General features: G+C 38.3%; 12 protein-coding genes. 9 read left to right on the forward strand and 3 right to left on the reverse strand.

The genetic code is table 11. The features are described from left to right. Positions 1-873 carry an aldose 1-epimerase family protein gene (locus VCM39_RS05605; protein WP_289293947.1) on the reverse strand — a complete coding sequence of 291 codons (873 nt, stop codon included), beginning with the start codon at positions 871-873 and terminating at the stop codon, positions 1-3. A 658-nt stretch (positions 874-1,531) separates the two neighbouring features. Here VCM39_RS05605 and VCM39_RS05610 point away from each other — a divergent pair. From VCM39_RS05610 to VCM39_RS05650, 9 genes are all read left to right on the forward strand, one after another. Then, complete coding sequence (locus tag VCM39_RS05610; RefSeq protein WP_025866993.1) at positions 1,532-4,660, forward strand: SusC/RagA family TonB-linked outer membrane protein; 3,129 nt, start codon at positions 1,532-1,534, stop codon at positions 4,658-4,660. 36 nt (positions 4,661-4,696) lie between these two features. Then, positions 4,697-6,403, forward strand: coding sequence for a RagB/SusD family nutrient uptake outer membrane protein (locus tag VCM39_RS05615; protein WP_195660575.1), 1,707 nt, complete (start codon positions 4,697-4,699; stop codon positions 6,401-6,403). A 17-nt stretch (positions 6,404-6,420) separates the two neighbouring features. Further along, the gene (locus VCM39_RS05620; protein ID WP_322933279.1) at positions 6,421-7,815 is read left to right on the forward strand and encodes a DUF4960 domain-containing protein; all 1,395 of its coding nucleotides are present in this window, start codon (positions 6,421-6,423) and stop codon (positions 7,813-7,815) included. Between the two features lie 105 nt (positions 7,816-7,920). After that, complete coding sequence (locus VCM39_RS05625; protein WP_322933280.1) at positions 7,921-9,459, forward strand: glycoside hydrolase family 32 protein; 1,539 nt, start codon at positions 7,921-7,923, stop codon at positions 9,457-9,459. 32 nt (positions 9,460-9,491) lie between these two features. Beyond that, positions 9,492-10,742, forward strand: a complete 1,251-nt coding sequence (locus VCM39_RS05630; RefSeq protein ID WP_025866996.1) for a T9SS type A sorting domain-containing protein — start codon at positions 9,492-9,494, stop codon at positions 10,740-10,742. Between the two features lie 81 nt (positions 10,743-10,823). After that, on the forward strand, positions 10,824-12,911 hold the full coding sequence (locus tag VCM39_RS05635; protein WP_221650802.1) for a glycoside hydrolase family 172 protein: 2,088 nt from the start codon (positions 10,824-10,826) through the stop codon (positions 12,909-12,911). A gap of 206 nt (positions 12,912-13,117) precedes the next feature. Continuing rightward, entirely contained in the window at positions 13,118-14,938 is a 1,821-nt protein-coding gene (locus tag VCM39_RS05640; RefSeq protein WP_322933281.1) for a GH32 C-terminal domain-containing protein, read from the forward strand. A 100-nt stretch (positions 14,939-15,038) separates the two neighbouring features. Next, the gene (locus tag VCM39_RS05645; protein ID WP_221650804.1) at positions 15,039-16,205 is read left to right on the forward strand and encodes an MFS transporter; all 1,167 of its coding nucleotides are present in this window, start codon (positions 15,039-15,041) and stop codon (positions 16,203-16,205) included. A gap of 33 nt (positions 16,206-16,238) precedes the next feature. Then, the gene (locus tag VCM39_RS05650) at positions 16,239-17,126 is read left to right on the forward strand and encodes a carbohydrate kinase family protein (protein ID WP_221650805.1); all 888 of its coding nucleotides are present in this window, start codon (positions 16,239-16,241) and stop codon (positions 17,124-17,126) included. Between the two features lie 132 nt (positions 17,127-17,258). On the opposite strand, the gene VCM39_RS05655 is transcribed toward VCM39_RS05650, so the two are convergent. Continuing rightward, positions 17,259-18,257: a hypothetical protein gene (locus VCM39_RS05655; protein ID WP_321028964.1), complete on the reverse strand. Its 999-nt coding sequence runs from the start codon at positions 18,255-18,257 to the stop codon at positions 17,259-17,261. 89 nt (positions 18,258-18,346) lie between these two features. Beyond that, complete coding sequence (locus VCM39_RS05660; protein WP_322933282.1) at positions 18,347-18,895, reverse strand: hypothetical protein; 549 nt, start codon at positions 18,893-18,895, stop codon at positions 18,347-18,349. Positions 18,896-18,938 lie beyond the last annotated feature (43 nt).

Genomic DNA, 18,938 nt, shown 5'->3' on the forward strand with positions numbered 1-18,938 from the left:
TTAGGCGATTATTATAGAATATCCTCCTTGAAATTTTTCGCCTGCTGCCAGGTGTTGCATCCAGTCCTTGTCTTTGTATTCTCCGGTGTAGTGTGCACGGTCGCAGCGCCCATACCATGGTTCGATACAAACAAATGGTGCATTCTTGGTTGGTGGTGACCAAAGACCTACTACTGGAGCTGTGAAGCGCAGACTCAGATAAGGTTTCTTTTCTTTGGTACAGAGAATTACTTCTTTTATCTGGCTATTTTCTATTATCAGAGCATCTTTGTCAAAGGTATGTGTATCTATTGGCAGTAGTCCGTCTGACGGGAGCTCCAACAAATACTCTTTATTAGGGTCTGCACAACCTTTTTCGGAGATAAGAATGTATTTTATTCCTTCCTTTTTATCAAATTCAAAGAATCCGCGTTCGGCATTGGACTCGTTAAATTCCGGAAAATAGAATGCCGGATGAGCGCCTATCTGGAAGTACATATCTTTATCTCCCGTATTTTTCACCGTCCATAATACGTCAATTTGTTTTCCTTGTATACGATATCCTATTTCGAGGCAGAAAGGAAAAGGGTATTTCTTTCGCGTATCTTCATTATCTATTAGTCGGTAACGCACTTCGTCAGGTTGTTCAAGTATAAGTTCAAAATCCATGTCGCGGGCAAATCCATGTTGGGTAAGATGATAAGTTACACCTTCGTGGTGATATTCATTATCCCATACACTGCCTACGATGGGAAATAACACGGGCGAATGCCGTTTCCAAAAGGTAGGGTCAGCTTGCCATAGATATTCTTTTCCGTTAGATATAATGCTGCATAATTCGGCTCCGTGAGAGGATACCTGAATGGAAAGTTGTGAGTTGGATATTGTTTTCATGATTATCTGATCTTTATTATATTTAATGCTATCTGTTATTTATCCTTCAAATGTAGCATATTTATTATTTAATCTGATAATCTCTATTGCATATTCTGTATAATAACTGATTGGAATTATTTTAGTATATATATTCTGTTCATACGATTGCTAAAGTGTTGCCGGAACTAGTTTGTATTTTATATATTTTATTGGTTGGTTACTTCCCATGAATTATAAATTCTACCTTTTAACTTTAAAAGTCCTTTGTTTACGGCTCCATGTATCAATATTGATATAGTATGAAACAAATGTGGCATGTTATTTTATGTTTTCCGCAATATCTTTGCCATAGGATTTCTATTAAGAACAACTTTATTTTTTTATTTCTTAAATTTTAATATTATGAATGAGGGTAAACATGTATTTCAGAATTGCATAATCTTTGCACTTCTTTTTTTGCATTTTATTAATAGCGAAACAATTTTGAAAATAGGCAGTAGGACTGCCTGATAACTGTTTTGAAGTAAAGTGTATCTATTTTCAGATATTGATGAAACCTCTCTTTCCTTCCTGAGAAAATAAGAGAGTGAGTATTTCGTTCTGATGGGTAACTTATATTTTTATTCTTAGAAAATGATATTTTTTATTAATGTGTATTTTAAATCTATCAAAAAACATGAAGAGACTTATCTTTAGAACAAAGCGAAGCATGGTAATCTTTCTTTTGTTACTTTTCCCTATTTTATCTATTGCACAGGTTGTGACAGGGAAGGTAATACTATTTGAGGATAAAGAAGCTTTGCCGGGTGTTAACGTTCTCGAAAAGGGAACGACAAATGGTACTATAACTGATATTGATGGAAACTTTTCTATTCATTTAAAGAGCCCGAATTCTACATTGGTTTTTTCAATGGTCGGGATGATTAAACAAGAGAAACGGGTTAATGCGGGTGATAAAGTAGATATAGTATTACAACCAGATCATTATCAGTTGGATCAGATTGTAGTGACGGGTTATTCTACTCAGAAGAAATCAGATCTGACAGGTTCTGTAACAGTTGTTTCGGTTGATGATATGATGAAATCTGCGGAGAACAATCCTTTAAAGGGTTTACAAGGGCGTGTACCGGGTATGGAAATTACTGCAAATGGTAACCCAAGTGGAGCTGCTACCGTTCGTATCAGAGGTATTGGTACATTAAATAATAATGATCCTCTTTTTGTTATTGATGGTGTGCCTACCCGTGGTGGAATGCATGAATTGAACTCAAATGATATTGAGAATATTCAGGTATTGAAGGATGCTTCCGCAGCGAGTATTTATGGTTCCCGCGCAGCTAACGGGGTCATTATTGTTACGACCAAGAAAGGGAAAGAGGGTAAAATTAAACTGAATTTCGATGCCTATGTTACCCAGACTTTTTATAATAATAAGCTGGAAGTAATGAATGCGAAAGAGTACGGACAGGCATTGTGGCAGGCTACGGTAAATAGCTCAGAAGATCCCAATAAAAATAACATTGGATATACTTACAAATGGGGATACGATGATAATGGAGAAGCTGCCTTATATGATATGTATTTACCAAAGTATTTGGATACGGATAAAACAATGCTTACTTCTGATACGGATTGGTTTGATGCAGTGTCTCAAAAAGGATTATTGCAATCATATAATCTTTCGGTGAGTAATGGAAGTGAAAGAGGGGATTACTTTTTCTCCCTGGGGTATCTGAGCAATGATGGTACATTGAAGTATACTTCTTTTGATCGTTTTTCAGCTCGTATGAATGCATCTTACCATATTATTAAAGATGTGTTGACTATTGGCGAAAACTTTTCTGTAAATCGTACATCAGAAGTACAGATTCCGGATGATAATATTTTGGACATGGCATTGAAAGCATTGCCTCTGATTCCTGTACACACAGTAGACGGCAAAGGTTGGGGAGGCCCTACAACCGGTATGAATGACCGTCATAATCCTGCTCGTCTATTGTATGATAATAAGGATAATAAATATGCATACTGGCGTTTGTTCGGCAATGCTTATATTAATCTGCAACCCCTGAAAGGATTGAATCTCCGGAGTAGTTTCGGACTTGATTATACAAATTATTATAAGCGTAACATGGTGCATAGTTATAAAACTGGTACGTTGAATAATGATTTGAGTTCTGTTACTTTGGGGGGAACTTATACAACTAAATGGACCTGGAGTAATACAGCCAGTTATGCAAAACAAATAGGTGTACATAATTTTGATGTATTGGCAGGTTTGGAGATGTATAAAGAGGAGCAGATTAATTTCTCTGCATATAAAGATGGTTTTCTGGTAGAAACTCCGGAACAGATGTGGCCTGATATGGGAATTGGAACATCCAAAGTGACAGGTGGCGCTACCAGTTATGCTTTATTATCTTATTTTGGTAAAGCCAATTACGCATATGATAATCGTTATCTTGCTTCTGTAACACTTCGTTATGATGGCTCTTCACGTTTCGGAAAAAATAATCGTTTCGGTACTTTCCCGGCATTCTCTTTGGGTTATCGAATCAGTGAGGAAGCATATATGGAGAAAACAAGAGAGTGGTTGTCTGATTTGAAATTACGCTTCGGATGGGGACAAACAGGTAATCAGGAAACGGCCAATACTGCTGTACATACACTTTATGTTACTGACTATGGTATGGGAGATCCTACCTGGACTTCTTTGAATGGTACTTCTTATGACTTGACAGGAAAAGGCGGTACTTCACTTCCTTCCGGTTATAAGAAAGTGCAACAAGGTAATCCTGATTTGAAATGGGAGACAACGACTCAAACCAATATTGGTCTCGATTTTGGCTTCTTTGATCAGAAGTTATATGGTACTGCTGAATATTATATCAAGAAAACAAAAGACATTTTGGTACAACCCCCTTATTTAGGCATCATAGGTGAAGGAGGTTATTGTTGGTACAATGGTGCTTCAATGGAAAATAAAGGTTTTGAAGTGAGCTTAGGTTATCGCGATCAAACACCTTTCGGACTCTCTTATGATATTTCCGGTAATATATCCGGTTATCGTAATAAAGTGACCAAGTTGCCGTCCGATGTAGAAAACTCTTATGGCGGAAACGGTAAGGGAGATAATATTCTGGGACGCCCCATCAATTCGTTTTATGGTTATATTGCTGACGGATTATTTCGCACAGAAGAAGATATTGCCGACCATGCAACACAGAATGGCGGAGAAGATTTGGGACGCATTCGCTATCGTGACTTGAATGATGATGGAAAAATCGATGATGATGATCGCACCTGGATTGGCTCACCTCATCCTGATTTTATGTATGGTTTGAACATTGAGCTGAGTTACAAGAACTTTGATTTAAGTGCATTCTTTTATGGAGTAAATGGCATTGATGTGAATACGTATGCAGTGAAAAGTGAAACTGATTTCTGGAGTATCAATGATGTTCGTTCCAATAAAGGTACACGTTTATTAAATGCCTGGAGCCCAAGTAATCCAAATTCGGATATTCCTGCTATCACGGCTCTAAATGAGAATGATGAAGGGCGTTTATCCACCTATTTTATAGAGAATGGTTCTTTCCTGAAATTACGGAATTTACAATTAGGATATACATTACCACGTAAAATCAGCGAGAAAGCATTTATTGAAAAATTCCGTATTTACGTTAGTGGACAGAATCTGTTTACTATTAAAAGTAAAAACTTCTCCGGGGTAGATCCGGAAAATGCAGGGTTCGGTTATCCGATACCGACCACGTTTACCGTAGGAGTGAATATTGGTTTTTGAGTTTCAAATATTATGCGAAAATAAACTAACAGAAACATGAAAAAGATAAAATATATATTGGGTTTTATTGGAGCTGCATTAATGTTTACAGCTTGTTCCGATTTTCTGGATGTAGCTACCCAAAATGGCTTGGATCCGGATCAGGCAAATGATGCAGAGAGATTTTGTAATGCTGCTTATGCTTCATTAATGAATCAACGTGATGTGAAATTATGGGCCTGGGGTGATGTCCGTTCTGATGATGCATATAAAGGTGGCGGTGGAACAAACGATGGTTATACAGAGCATTGTTATGAGACAGGTACACATATTGTGACTACTTTTGGTGAACCGGATGGATACTGGTTTGTACAGTATTGTGGTATTTCCCGTGTCAATTCGGCTCTTAATGCATTGAATATTGTATCAGAAAAAGAATTTCCGAATAAGGTGACCCGACAAGCAGAAATGCGTTTTTTAAGAGGACACTTTTATTTCTTATTGAAAATACTTTTCAAGAATATCCCTTTTGTTGATGAGACGGTCCCCGAACATCAATATCAGTTCATATCTAATGTAGAATTGACTGATGTTGAGATGTGGGATAAAATTATTGCAGATTTTAAGTTTGCTTTTGATAATCTGCCAGAGAAGCAGGCCGATTTAGGAAGAGCTAATAAATATGCCGCTGCTGCTTATCTGGCTAAGGCCTATTTATATAAAGCTTATCGTCAGAATGAAAAATATGAAGTAACTTCAATTGACGTTGATGATTTGGAAGAAGTAGTAAAATATACCGGAGAAGTCTTGAAGTCAAATTACGGTTTGGAAACAGATTTCGCTTATAATTTTATGCCGGAATTTGAGAATGGGAAAGAGAGTATTTTTGCCATTCAATTCTCTAAAGATGATGGTACAATGTTTGGTAACCTGAATTTTGCAGATTTTCTTTCTGTTCCGCAGGGATTGGGATGTTGTGATTTCCATAAGCCGAGCCAGAATCTCGTAAATGCGTTTAAGACGAGCAAAGGACTGCCGATGTTCAAGGTAAACAACGGTGTATATTCGGAGAATTATGATATAGCCAATTATTCGAAAAGTAAAGCGGCTGATCCTCGTTTATTCAGTACGGTAGCAATGGATGGTTTTCCTTATAAATACAATGAGGATCTTCTTTTCCAGAATTCGTGGAATCGTAACCCGGAAGTATACGGTAATTATGCTTCATTGAAAGAGAATGTAGACCCTTCCTGTGATTGTTTTGTTAACCTTTCTCCGTATTATGCCAATTCGATGAATAAAATTCTCATTCGTTTTGCCGATGTTTTATTGATAAGAGCTGAAGCTTTGATTGAATTAAACCGTGAACCGGAAGCGTTACCTTTAATAAATCAGGTTCGTCAACGTGCACAGGATAGTGCGAATGGGATGGTAAATTATAGTGATCCGGATTTGAAACCGGTTATGGAAGTTGCACTTTATGAGGATGGAAACAATTGCACCTGGAATCAAGACTTTGCACGCTATGCTTTGAGATGGGAACGACGTCTGGAATTTGCAATGGAAAATATGCGCTTTTTTGATCTGGTTCGTTGGGGGATTTGCAGTGAAACGATGAATAAGTATTTTCAATCGGAAAAAGCAAGACGTTCCTATCTGAAGGAAGCCGTATTTACAAAAAATAAAAATGAATATGTTCCTATACCTCAGCAGCAGATAGGTTATAGTAAAGATTTATACAAGCAGAATTACGGATGGAAATAATCTTAAATAGACAATTCATGAAAAAGTATTTTAGTTTAATAATGATAATGTTGTCTGTATCTTGCCTGTTTCTGACAGCTTGTGATGACGACAAACGTGATTCATTGGATTTCTCACAAGACGTGAATATTCATGAGTTTACAATAAATGGGGTGCAAGGAGTTATCGATAATGAAACCATGATGATCAAGGTAATGCTTCCGCCTAAGTCGGATGTTACTTCATTAGTGCCTGATATTAAGGTTGCAGATAACGCTGTTATAACTCCGGGTAGTGGCGAATCACAGAATTTTTCCGGAAATGTGGAATATAAAGTGACAAACGGTAATTTATATAATACTTATAAAGTATCAGTTGAAGTATTGAATGCCAGAATTACTAAGTTTATACTCAATGGTAGATATGTCGGTACGATCGATCCTGTTAATAACACGATTAGTGTAACAGTTCCTACTACTATTGATATCACAAAACTGATTCCTACAATCGAATATACAGAGGGAGCTACTATTTCTCCGGAAAATTCGAAAATAGAAGATTTCACTAACCCTGTGGTTTATACACTTACTTATATGAATGAAACCTTTACTTATGAGGTTTCTGTAATACAAAGTGATCATACCTATGCATTCCTGGGTACGGCCGAAACCATTGACGGACTGACTAATGCTGATGAAAAGACTGCGGCAGAATGGATGATGGAAAATATTCCGAACAGTAAATATGTATCATTGGAGTCATTGAAAGATGGCGCTGCTTCGCTCAATCAGTTTACAGCGGTATGGTTCCATTATGAACAAGCGAATACACTGCCGGTTATTGCTGCTAATAAGAATGTGACAAATGTAATTAAAGGATATTACAGCAATGGTGGTAATATTTTCCTTTCCGGAACAGCTTGTCTCTATACGGGAAGTCTGGGTATCACCCCTGCTGCATATACTCCAAACAATGCTTTTGGTAGTTTTGGTGATGCCGGGCAGGTGAATGCTCCTGGTGAACTTTGGGGTATTGCTATTACCGGTTGTGAAGAGCATCCTATTTATAAAGGAGTGACAATTGATAAAACCACTCAATCGTGGCCGGTAGTTTGGCTTGTTGGGAAAGAGATATCCTGGAGAAGGAATATCGGATGTCCGTGGGATCTTGTTGCCCCTTATACACAAGACTGGGCAGATTGGGCATCAAAGACGGGTGGTACACCATTGGCTTCTTTCAATTGGGATGATGATTGTAATGAAAAAGTTGCTGTTTCGGTATTTGATGGTATCGAAGGTGGAAAAGGAACTGCTGTTTGTATCGGAGCCCCGTCTTATGACTGGTATTATGAGAAAGAAAATGTGTCGTCAAATTCATACTATTCTAATATAGAAAAGATGACGTTGAATGTTTTCAATTATCTCACTAAATAATTGGTGTAAAATGATACATCGTTGCTTGTCAACGATGTATCCTATCCTTTACTATAAACAACAAACTTATTTTTTTAGTAGTCAAAATAAATAGAGATCATAATTATGAAAAAGTATATCTATGTTTTGTTTATGTTCGCAACTTTCAATTTATGGGCATGTAGTGATAGCGAACCTTCAAATGGCGGAGGAGAAGAGGTGGTGGATAAAACCACTGATTGTCAATCTGCCAGCGAGAAAGGTGCTTATACTACTTGGTATAAACCTGCAAATGGCTGGGTAGGTGATCCGATACCTTATTATGATGACGGTAAATTTTATATTTTCTATTTACAGGACTGGCGTTCGGGGTATCCTTTCTTACATCCATGGCATATGGTTTCTTCCACCGATCTTTCTTCTTTTACTTTTGGTGGTGAAACCATCCCTTGTGGGAAAGAAGAAGAGCAGGATGTAGCTTTAGGAACAGGTGGTGTAATTAAAGATCGTACTACCGGAGAATACTGTGCGTTTTATACAGGTCATCAATGGAAGTGGCAGGAGATGGGAGTACCTACACAGGCTATCTTATTAACTACCTCTAAGGATATGAAGACCTGGACAAAGAAGGGTGAACATAATTTCTATCTCTCTCTTAGGGGACAAAGTGGATATGTGGAAAATGATTGTCGTGATCCACATGTATTTTATGATGAAGAAGACGGATTGTATAAAATGGTGGTGACAACCCATACGAATGCAGGGGCAACACTGGCTTTATTTACATCTAAAGAGTTGCAGAATGCAAAGGCATGGACATTACAGGAACCTCTTTATACAGATCCGGCTATTTGGGTCATGGAGTGTGCCGATGTCTTTAAGGAAGGAGAGTATTGGTATTTGACTTATTCGAATGTAGCCGATCGTAAAGTACATTATCGTTATGCCAAGTCACTGAAAGGGCCATGGATAAAACCTGCCAATGATATATTTGATGGCATTGCTTTCTATGCCGGAAAAACGATGTCAAACGGAAAAGAACGTTACTTGGCGGGATGGTGTCCGACGCGTATCGGTGATGGTGATCCCGATCAGTGGGGAGGTTCTTTGGTTTGCCATCATATGTTGTTTAATGCTGACGGAACCATTGATCTTAAACTTCCTGACGGAATTGATAAGAAGTTTACTACGTTGAAAAAGACAGTACTTATTGATAAATCCGGGAAAGCTGTCAAGAAAGAGAATTCATATGTTCTTTCGGATATGGCTTCAGTGTCCTTCCCGCGATTGGATAAGACATGCAAAATAGAAGCAACTGTCAAAGCCACCGGCGATGAAGATGTTTTTGGGTTTGCTTTTGGAGCATGTGATGATAAAACAGAAGTTTATTCTATTCGTTTTGATTTGAAATCCAAGAAAATGATAATGTCAAAAGATGATTTGACACGTGGGACTACTCCTGCACAAACCGATGTTACATTGGCAGTTCCGGCCGATAAACAATTTAAGGTGAAGATTGTGGCTGAAAAATCAGTTTGTGTGATGTATGTAAATGATAAGATTGCATTCTCTAATCGTATTGACAAAATGCCTAAAAATCCTTGGGCAATTTTTACAGATAAGGGAACCGAGATTTCTTTCTCTGATATAAAAGTATATGAATAATCCTTTATTTAATAAATTAAAACATTGATAACATGAAAAAGACATTTTTACTCGTTGCTGCACTTGCTGCCACTTCTACATTATTGGCTCAAGATGATTTAGTTATTTATGGTGATGTAACTTCGGGCGTTGAATGGCACAACTTTGCCGGTCCGACAAATGTACAGGAAGTGGATAATCCAACTCCGGATGCGGTTAATTCGACAGCTAAATGTATCTCAATGAATCGTCCTAAAGAGACGGGTGGCTCTGACGAGATAGGATGGCCTTGGGAAGGCGCTTTATCCGAGAGTTTTAGTGTGCCTAATATTACTGACTATAATTCGATTTCGATGTTAGTAAAAAAGCCCTATCCTGGGAAAGTTTGCCTTGAATTACAGAGTCCAACAGGAGGAAGCGGTATGATATATGCAGAATATACTGCCACCGATGATTCCTGGCAGAAGTTGACATTTCCGATCATAAATGTTTCAGGGCTTGGAGCAACCGGACTTACCAAAATATTGATTGAAATTCATCGTGAAGATGAAAATAACAATGATGATTTCGAAGATTGCATTATGTATGCCGATGAGATTACTTTACATAAGGCTATGCCGGAATTTGGTTTTAATGGAGAAGATAAAATAGCTGGTGGATGGATTCCTTTCCCGGGAGATGAGTTCAGCAGAAAAGCCAGAATTGTTGCTAATCCGGATCAGACAGGTATCAATACCACTGACAAGTGTTTGTGGATTAAGAGAGAAAAGAATGATGAAGTATTTTCCGGTGCCATTAATCGTAATTTTAAGGTGAATAATTTAAATGAATTCAGATGTATGACGATGATGGTAAAGAAGAGTATAGCAGGACCGGTAAGTCTGGAGTTACAGTCTCCTGGTGAGGAAAAGAAACAAATTCTGACAGCTGATTATACAGAGGTGGGTAGATGGCAAAAATTAGAATTTGTATTCCCTGACAATTTGTTGGAGGGTGCTCCATTACAAATTATTATTTTGCAGGCTCATGTTGTAGATACGAAAGAAGATGCAAGTTTTACCGAACCTGTGGATATATATGTAGATGAGCTTTATTTGTCGAGTGAAACTGTATCCATTCCTTTATATTCAAAGGATAAGAAAGAAATTGTGAAGACTGAGATTTATGATATCAGAGGAATGCTTATGACAACATTCGGTGCAAACGAAGAAGCCGTTATAGACAATCTGGAAAAAGGAGTTTATGTTGTTCGTCAAACAGATAAAGAAGGAAATGTGACGGTTGAGAAAATGATGAATAGATAATTTTAGTATGTATGGAAAGTGAAGAGGAGGGATTGAACATGACTCTTCACTTTCTTTTATAAAACTTTAAAGAATGCCGATATGAATTATACACGCTGTTTGCTTTTGTTGTTTAGCATGATGTCGTTTTTTTCTTGTAAACAAGAAAAATATGATATTACCTTTAGCTCATTATTAGATGAAATGGTTGATTACGAAGAGAGTGCCCGTTTTCCCGCCATACCATTTTCTTGCCGTCAGGAAAGTAGTTACGACCGCCGTTCTGTTCATCCGGACTCAGCAGGCTGGTTTGCCAATAATGATGGTTTTGGGATAATCCGTGTTGATACAATCAATGGGAGAAAAGAAAATGTTTTATTTGATCAGGATGGTCCGGGCGTTATTACGCGTTTCTGGTTAACAACAATGGATAAACGTGGTATAATGCGTTTTTATTTTAATCATGCCGGGGATGCCCAATGGGAGATACCGGCTTATGATTTGCTCCGTTCCGGTTTGTCAATAGGTAAAGAATTAGTGCAGGAACATCCGAATTATACTCCGGATGGAAAAGGAGGTAATACATTGTTTTTACCCATACCCTATAGTAATGGATGTAAGATAACATTTGAATTACCGGATTCAATTGAGCCTTCTCCTAAATACTATGGAATAAATTATCGTAGTTATCCGGTAGGAACAAAAGTTGAAACTTTTTCTGTTGAGCTCGTAGAGCAGAATAAAGATAAGATATTATATGTGGATTCATTACTCCGGAATTATCCTTCTTATGAGAAGGGAACATTGTTAACTGAATCCAAAGAGTTGTTTTCAAAAGATTCATTGTCGGTTGCTTTGCCCGAAGGAACGAATGCTGTCCGTTTATTATCTATAAATATTCAGGTGGATTCAGTACATTATGAACAGGCGATGCGCGAACAGGTTATTAAAATGAGTTTTGATGGTGTGGAGACAGTTACCGTGCCTTTGAGTGATTTCTCGGGAGCAGGTATGGGAGCACACAAATCAGATAGCTGGTATGTTTCTGCTGATGGCAAAGGGCATGTACTTAGCCGTTGGGTAATGCCTTATCAGAGTAATGCGTTTTTTAAACTTGTGAACCTATCTTCTACCACAGTAAAAGCTGATATCGAAATACGTGTGGATGATTGGAAATGGGATGAACGCAGCCTTTATTTTCATTCTTCATGGAGACAGGAAAATGGCATTCATGTAGAAGCAAATCCGGATAATGATGCGGCATGTATCGATTGGAATTTTGCAACATTAAATGGGCGTGGAGTTTATAAAGGAGATGTATTATCGCTTTTTAATCATACATTAGCATGGTATGGAGAAGGAGATGAAAAGATATGGGTGGATGATGATAAAGACTTTCCTTCTCATTTTGGCACAGGCACAGAAGATTATTACAATTGTTCCTGGGCTCCTGTCATTCCTTTCTATACACCGTTTGGAGGGGCAACCCGTGCAGATGCTGAAACGTCAATCGGGTATAATACATTTTTCCGAACCCGTAGTCTGGATCAGATCCCGTTTAATAGACACCTTCGTTTTGATATAGAAATGTTGAGTTGGATATCGGGTGAGGTTGATTATGCTGCTACTGTATATTGGTATGGTGATCTGAACGCAAAAGCAGAAAACAGCACATTGATAGAGGAGGTAACACGTCCTTTACTGCCTCAACCAGCGGATCCGGCCGCTTACAAGATTGCAACGAATGCGATAGAGTTTGAAAAATTAACTCCCACAGCAAAATCCGAAGAACTATTTACTGATGGTCAGGGCATGCTTACTTTCTCTAAAGGAAAGTGGAGTGGGAGTAAGCAATTGATCTGTACACATGGGAAAACTGGTAGTTTTATTGAATATGAATTTGAGGTGCCTGAGAATAAACCATATGATATAACTGTTCATGGAACAAAAGCACCGGATTATGGTATTATCGGCTTTTATGTAAATGGACATAAATCTCCAACCTTGTTTGATGGTTGCAGTGCGCCTGAATATGGTGTTGTTAATTCCGGGGCTATTCGCATCGGACGCTATGATCCGGAGAATGGAAAAATACGTCTAAAAATAGAGCTGGTTGGTAAGAATGAAAAGGCCCATGGTACGGGTGGTATTTTCGGATTAGATTGTTTGATATTAAATGCTGTGAAATAAATGATTGAGTAAAATATATAAAAGACAGACGTATCATTATTAGTATAGAATGAATCAAATATTATAAATACCGAATATTCAGACTTGGGCAAATGAGAACCCATGTAACAAATATAATATAGTTTGCAATAAATGTGATAGGCGTTCTATGCTATGGCGCCTATCTTTGCAGCAGTAGAATTTAAAAATCTTAATACCATAACAACATGTTTCATTTAAAAGATTCCTGGCGGAAAATCGGAAAAACACTTTCCTTGTTTATAATAGGGACTGCCGCTTCTGTATGTTCTTGTCCGGCTATAAATCCTCCTTTCGTGGTTAAGCATTTAGGTGACGGACAAAGTATTGTCCAGATAGAAGAGCAGAAAAAGTTTTTGCTTCTTCCGGTAGAAGAGGCTTCGCCCGAAGCAAAATTGTATATGATAGCTGATAACGATGTAGTGCGTAACATGAATGTCCGTTTGGCTGTTAATAAAGTAGATTACTTTGTACCAGTCGACCTTACCGGATTTGACAACAAACATCTTTCTTTCAATTTTCAGCTTATTCCGGATTCGGCTATATGTTGGAAAGAAATGAAACTTTCTGATGAATATGATATTTCCAATTGTGAAAAATTCCGTCCGGTATATCACTTTACACCAGCTTATGGATGGATGAATGATCCGAATGGGATGGTATATAAGGATGGTGTTTATCATCTGTTTTATCAACACAACCCTTACGGTTCTATGTGGGGTAATATGCACTGGGGACATGCTACCAGTACGGATTTAGTAAATTGGAAGCATCATGGCGATGCCATCTCTCCGGATGCACTGGGTACGATCTTCAGTGGTTCATGTGTGGTAGATAAAGACAATACTGCCGGATTTGGTGCCGGAGCCATAGTGGCTTTTTATACCTCGGCAAGTGACCGTCAGGTACAGAGTATGGCTTACAGCCTCGATAACGGAAAGACATTCAAAAAGTATGCCCGTAATCCCATTCTTACTTCCACCCAACGTGATTTTCGTGACCCGAAAGTGATATGGCATGAAGATACAAAGAAATGGATTATGATTCTTGCTGTAGGACAGGAGATGCAACTTTATTCTTCTCCTAACCTGAAAGACTGGACTTTGGAAAGTAAATTCGGTGAAGGACAGGGGGCTCACGGTGGTGTATGGGAATGTCCTGATCTTATAGAACTACCTGTCGAAGGCACTGAATTAAAGAAATGGGTACTTATCTGTAACCTTAATCCGGGGGGGCCGTTCGGTGGCTCGGCCACGCAGTATTTTGTGGGTTCATTCGATGGACAGAAGTTTGTAAATGACTCTCCGGCTTTAACCAAATGGATGGACTGGGGGAAAGATCATTATGCTACAGTAACCTGGAGTAATGCCCCCGAAGGCCGTCACATCGCTTTGGCATGGATGAGTAACTGGGAATATGCGAACAATGTTCCGACTCAACAATACCGTAGTGCAAACTCTGTACCTCGTGATCTTTCACTCTATACTTTCAATGGGGAGACTTACGTGAAGTGTACTCCTTCCAAGGAGTTACTTAAGTTACGTGATAAAGCAATAAAGAAGCGTACTTTCAAAGTAGACCGTACTTATAATATGGATAAGCTTTTTGCCGACAACACGGATACTTACGAAATAGAGATGACTATCAAAAATAAAAATGCCGAAGTTATCGGATTTCAACTATTCAATTCAAAAGGAGAAGAAGTGGAGATGAGCTACAATCTGATTGAGAAGAAATTCTCTATGGATCGTACAAAGAGTGGAAATGTATCATTCAGCAAAGATTTTCCAACTGTTACAATGGCTCCTATCGGGGGTAGTAATGAAATGAAACTTCGTCTGTTCATTGATAAATCGAGTGTTGAAGCTTTCGGCGACGATGGCCGGTTTGCGATGACGAACCTTGTGTTCCCATCGGAACCTTACAATCGCATTAGTTTTTATGCCAAAGGCGGAAGCTATAATGTGACTTCATTTACTGTGTATAAATTAGTAGTTAGTAGTAAGTAGATAGTAGTAAGTAGTGGATAGTTCTGCTTTATCTAAGCAAAACATTTCTACTTAACTACTTCTCAACTTAAAAACTTCCCAACTTAACAACTCAAAAATAATGGAAAATACTAAAAATGCTTCGCTAACGAAGCTTGTCCCGGTGATGCTTTGTTTCTTTGCTATGGGATTTGTTGATCTTGTAGGTATCGCCTCTAATTATGTAAAAGCAGATCTTGGTCTGACAGATGCTCAGGCAAATATCTTTCCTTCACTGGTATTCTTTTGGTTTCTTATCTTTTCCGTACCTACAGGTATGTTGATGAATCGTATCGGACGTAAAAAAACGGTACTTCTTAGTCTTGTAATCACTTTTGCATCTTTGGTTCTCCCTATTTTCGGAGATGGTTATGTATTGATGCTTGTTTCGTTTTCTTTGCTTGGTATTGGTAATGCCTTGATGCAGACTTCACTGAATCCATTACTTTCTACTATTGTTAGTGGTGACAAACTTGCCAGTAGTCTTACCTTCGGACAGTTTATAAAAGCCATTGCTTCTTTCCTTGCTCCTTACATCGCTATGTGGGGGGCTACACAAGCCATTCCTTCATTCGACCTTGGCTGGCGTGTACTTTTCCCCATTTACATGGTTATATCGATTGTTGCCATTCTGTTACTGAATGCTACATCGATAGTAGAAGAACCGGAAGAAGGAAAGCCTTCTACTTTTATGCAGTGCCTGGCTTTGTTGGGTAAACCTTTTATTTTACTTTCATTCGTCGGGATTATGTGTCATGTGGGGATTGATGTGGGTACAAATACTACTGCTCCGAAGATTCTTATGGAGCGTTTAGGCATGACATTAGCAGATGCAGGTTTCGCAACCAGTCTGTATTTTATCTTCCGTACCATAGGTTGTCTTTTAGGATCCTTTATTCTGCGTAAAATGTCATCTAAAACTTTCTTTGCTATCAGTGTGTTTTTTATGTTGATGGCAATGGCAGGATTGTTTATTTTCCATGACTTGATGATGATTTACATTTGTATTGCTTTTATAGGATTTGGTAATTCAAATGTATTTCCTATCATTTTCTCTCAGGTATTATTGTTTATGCCGAATAAGAAAAATGAAGTTTCCGGTTTGATGATCATGGGGCTTTTCGGAGGAACAATTTTCCCTTTGGCAATGGGAGTTGCTTCTGACGCCATCGGACAGAGCGGTGCGGTAGCCGTAATGACGGTTGGAGTAGCATATCTCTTATTCTACACTTTCCGCATTAAAAAGTAATTTAAGTTGTAAATAGTTTAATCGTAAATTAGTATGAATAACATAATCGTAGGAATGGGTGAGGCACTATGGGATGTGCTGCCCGAAGGAAAAAAAATAGGTGGTGCTCCGGCAAACTTCGCTTATCATGTATCGCAGTTTGGATTTGACAGCCGTGTGGTAAGTGCTGTTGGCAATGATGCGTTAGGGGATGAAATCCTTGAGGTATTCAAAGAAAAGCAGTTGAAGCATCAGTTGCAAGTGGTGAATTATCCTACCGGAACCGTACAGGTAACGCTCGATAGCGCTGGTATACCTCTTTATGAGATTAAAGAGGGGGTAGCCTGGGACAATATTCCATTTACTGATGATCTGAAACGCTTGGCGCTCAGTACTCGTGCTTTCTGCTTTGGTTCGCTGGCGCAACGCAATGAAGTGAGTCGTGTTTCTATCAATCGTTTTCTTGACGCGATGCCCGATGGAGATGAGCAGTTGAAGATATTCGATATCAATCTTCGTCAGGGGTTTTATACCAAAGAAATCATTCGTGAGTCTTGCCAGCGTTGCAATGTACTGAAGATTAATGATGAAGAATTGGTTGCTATCAGCCGTATGTTCGGTTATCCGGGTATCGATCTTCAGGACAAATGCTGGATCCTCCTCGCTAAATACAATTTGAAGATGTTAATACTGACCTGTGGAACCAACGGGAGCTATGTATTTACTCCGGGCGTAGTCTCTTTCCAGGAGACACCCAGAGTACCGGTAGCCGATACGGTGGGGGCAGGTGATTCGTTTACGGCTGCTTTCTGTGCTTCGTTATTGAAGGGTAAGAGTGTGCCCGAAGCCCATAAACTGGCAGTTGAAGTTTCTGCATATGTATGTACTCAGAGTGGCGCTATGCCTGAGTTACCACAGGTTTTGAAAGACAGATTATCGTAACTTATGTCTGTTTGTAAAGCGCTGATAATGAGTTGATATAAGAGTGTACGCTTTGGTATAACAAGAATGTACATTCTTGCATAGTCAGGTTGTACACTTTTGTTATGCAAAAGTGTACAACCTTGTAATTACTCATTTTTGTTTATAGCTGATTATTTTCTTTATCCGGTATTCGTTGCTATATTCGTTTAATGAATAGAGCCAATTTAAATACATATCAGTCGGCATTTTTCGATACCCAAGTTGATGAATTCTGCTGTATAGCTCATTCATCTGTTTCTTTATGGTGACAGAAGGGCTTTGTTTATATTGTTGTGTTACAATTTGTGCTTTTAGCAATAATGCATTGATATAGTCCGGATAATACTTCAAAGCCGTATCACAACATTGTACAATGAAATGCCCGTCTCCGCTCCCATACTTGTGCATGTATCCTTGAGCTAAATCAGTCAGACACAGAGCTATTGATTGCCGAACGGAGAGAGTATCCATATATATGCCATTTCTGATCGCATCCAGATGGATGTATCCGGATGCTGTCAACCAGGCATCTGTGGGAAAATCGGCACAGGTTAGTTCTATATTATACCAGCCTGCCCGTTTGTTCCATGCTTTTATGTACATATGGTTAGGGGCCAGTGATAACCAGCACTTCTCACCGAGTTTATCCATAATTAATTTGTAGAGTAGTGGCATGGAGTGGCAATTTCCTTTTTTCGTTTCCATCATACGTGATACAAACATGTTGTTCCAGTTTTCCCGTCCGGCGTAATCATCAAAGTTATATTCAAATGGAGTATGCCATGCTACTGTGTCTCCAACTTGCATAGGAATGGAATCTGTCATGAAAACGAAAACGGCGCATTGTGCCTTGGCTGCTTGCTCGTCTCCTTGTCCTTCATAACGGATATCGCCGGATTGCATAATACCGCGGCAAAAATTAGTATACCATTCTATTTGCTGATTGAATATCTCTTCATTCAGGTTGCCGTTGTAATAAGCATTTTCTACGGCGTAGACTGCTTTTTGCAGATCCATGGAGTCTTTGCCGGATAGCATATTGGTGAGAGTCAGTTGTTCTTTGATGTAGGTAGCTTGAGAATATACAGGTAATGCTATGATACATGTCATTATGTACAGAAGGTAAATCCTACACTTTTTATTTAATTTTTCTATTTCATTTTGATACATGTGAACTCTTATTTTATATGTGCTGCTTGTTAATTGGTTTGACGTAAATAGTTACTGATTTTTATAATCTCTTCAAGAGGTATTTCGCCTTCTGATTTTACATCTTTACCATCTAAATTAAAACAAATCACATTGTTTATATTCGCATTTTCCTTGAGATCACTGACTCTTTGAGAGGCATTCATTAATATACCATTGTCCTCAAAATAAACTTGAATCGACTCAAAATGAATTTTTTGGTAATTGTCTTTGAATAGCTTGTAATCATAATATAGAATTAAGCATTTCTTTTGTATAATAATGACCTCTGTTCCATATTTATTCCACAAATATAATTTCAATAGATAACCAGAAGAAAGAAAGCCTACGATGCAAGTGATAATGAACCCCAAAGGAATACCTTCACCGGTTGTAGCCAAATATATAAAGAATATAATCGGAATAAAAAAGATTGAAAGTGCAAAAAATAAAATAATACTTAGTATACCTGTTTTTGCTTTCTTTACATGAATTTTCAAAGAAATACCATCCGAAAATTCTAACTCATAAATTGGTATTAGCGATTTTTTTGTTTCCATATTCTATAATCTTTACTTCTTTCTGTTTTTCTTCATCTTCTAT

Origin of the sequence: Bacteroides mucinivorans, from assembly GCF_034654355.2 — a bacterium.
GTDB classification, from domain to species: domain Bacteria; phylum Bacteroidota; class Bacteroidia; order Bacteroidales; family Bacteroidaceae; genus Bacteroides; species Bacteroides nordii.

Bases quoted from the DNA above. Each gene is read 5' to 3' on its own strand.
- VCM39_RS05605 (WP_289293947.1), bottom strand. From the start codon at position 873: ATGAAAACAATATCCAACTCACAACTTTCCATTCAGGTATCCTCTCAC.
- VCM39_RS05610 (WP_025866993.1), top strand. From the start codon at position 1,532: ATGAAGAGACTTATCTTTAGAACAAAGCGAAGCATGGTAATCTTTCTT.
- VCM39_RS05615 (WP_195660575.1), top strand. From the start codon at position 4,697: ATGAAAAAGATAAAATATATATTGGGTTTTATTGGAGCTGCATTAATG.
- VCM39_RS05620 (WP_322933279.1), top strand. From the start codon at position 6,421: ATGAAAAAGTATTTTAGTTTAATAATGATAATGTTGTCTGTATCTTGC.
- VCM39_RS05625 (WP_322933280.1), top strand. From the start codon at position 7,921: ATGAAAAAGTATATCTATGTTTTGTTTATGTTCGCAACTTTCAATTTA.
- VCM39_RS05630 (WP_025866996.1), top strand. From the start codon at position 9,492: ATGAAAAAGACATTTTTACTCGTTGCTGCACTTGCTGCCACTTCTACA.
- VCM39_RS05635 (WP_221650802.1), top strand. From the start codon at position 10,824: ATGAATTATACACGCTGTTTGCTTTTGTTGTTTAGCATGATGTCGTTT.
- VCM39_RS05640 (WP_322933281.1), top strand. From the start codon at position 13,118: ATGTTTCATTTAAAAGATTCCTGGCGGAAAATCGGAAAAACACTTTCC.
- VCM39_RS05645 (WP_221650804.1), top strand. From the start codon at position 15,039: ATGGAAAATACTAAAAATGCTTCGCTAACGAAGCTTGTCCCGGTGATG.
- VCM39_RS05650 (WP_221650805.1), top strand. From the start codon at position 16,239: ATGAATAACATAATCGTAGGAATGGGTGAGGCACTATGGGATGTGCTG.
- VCM39_RS05655 (WP_321028964.1), bottom strand. From the start codon at position 18,257: ATGACATGTATCATAGCATTACCTGTATATTCTCAAGCTACCTACATC.
- VCM39_RS05660 (WP_322933282.1), bottom strand. From the start codon at position 18,895: ATGGAAACAAAAAAATCGCTAATACCAATTTATGAGTTAGAATTTTCG.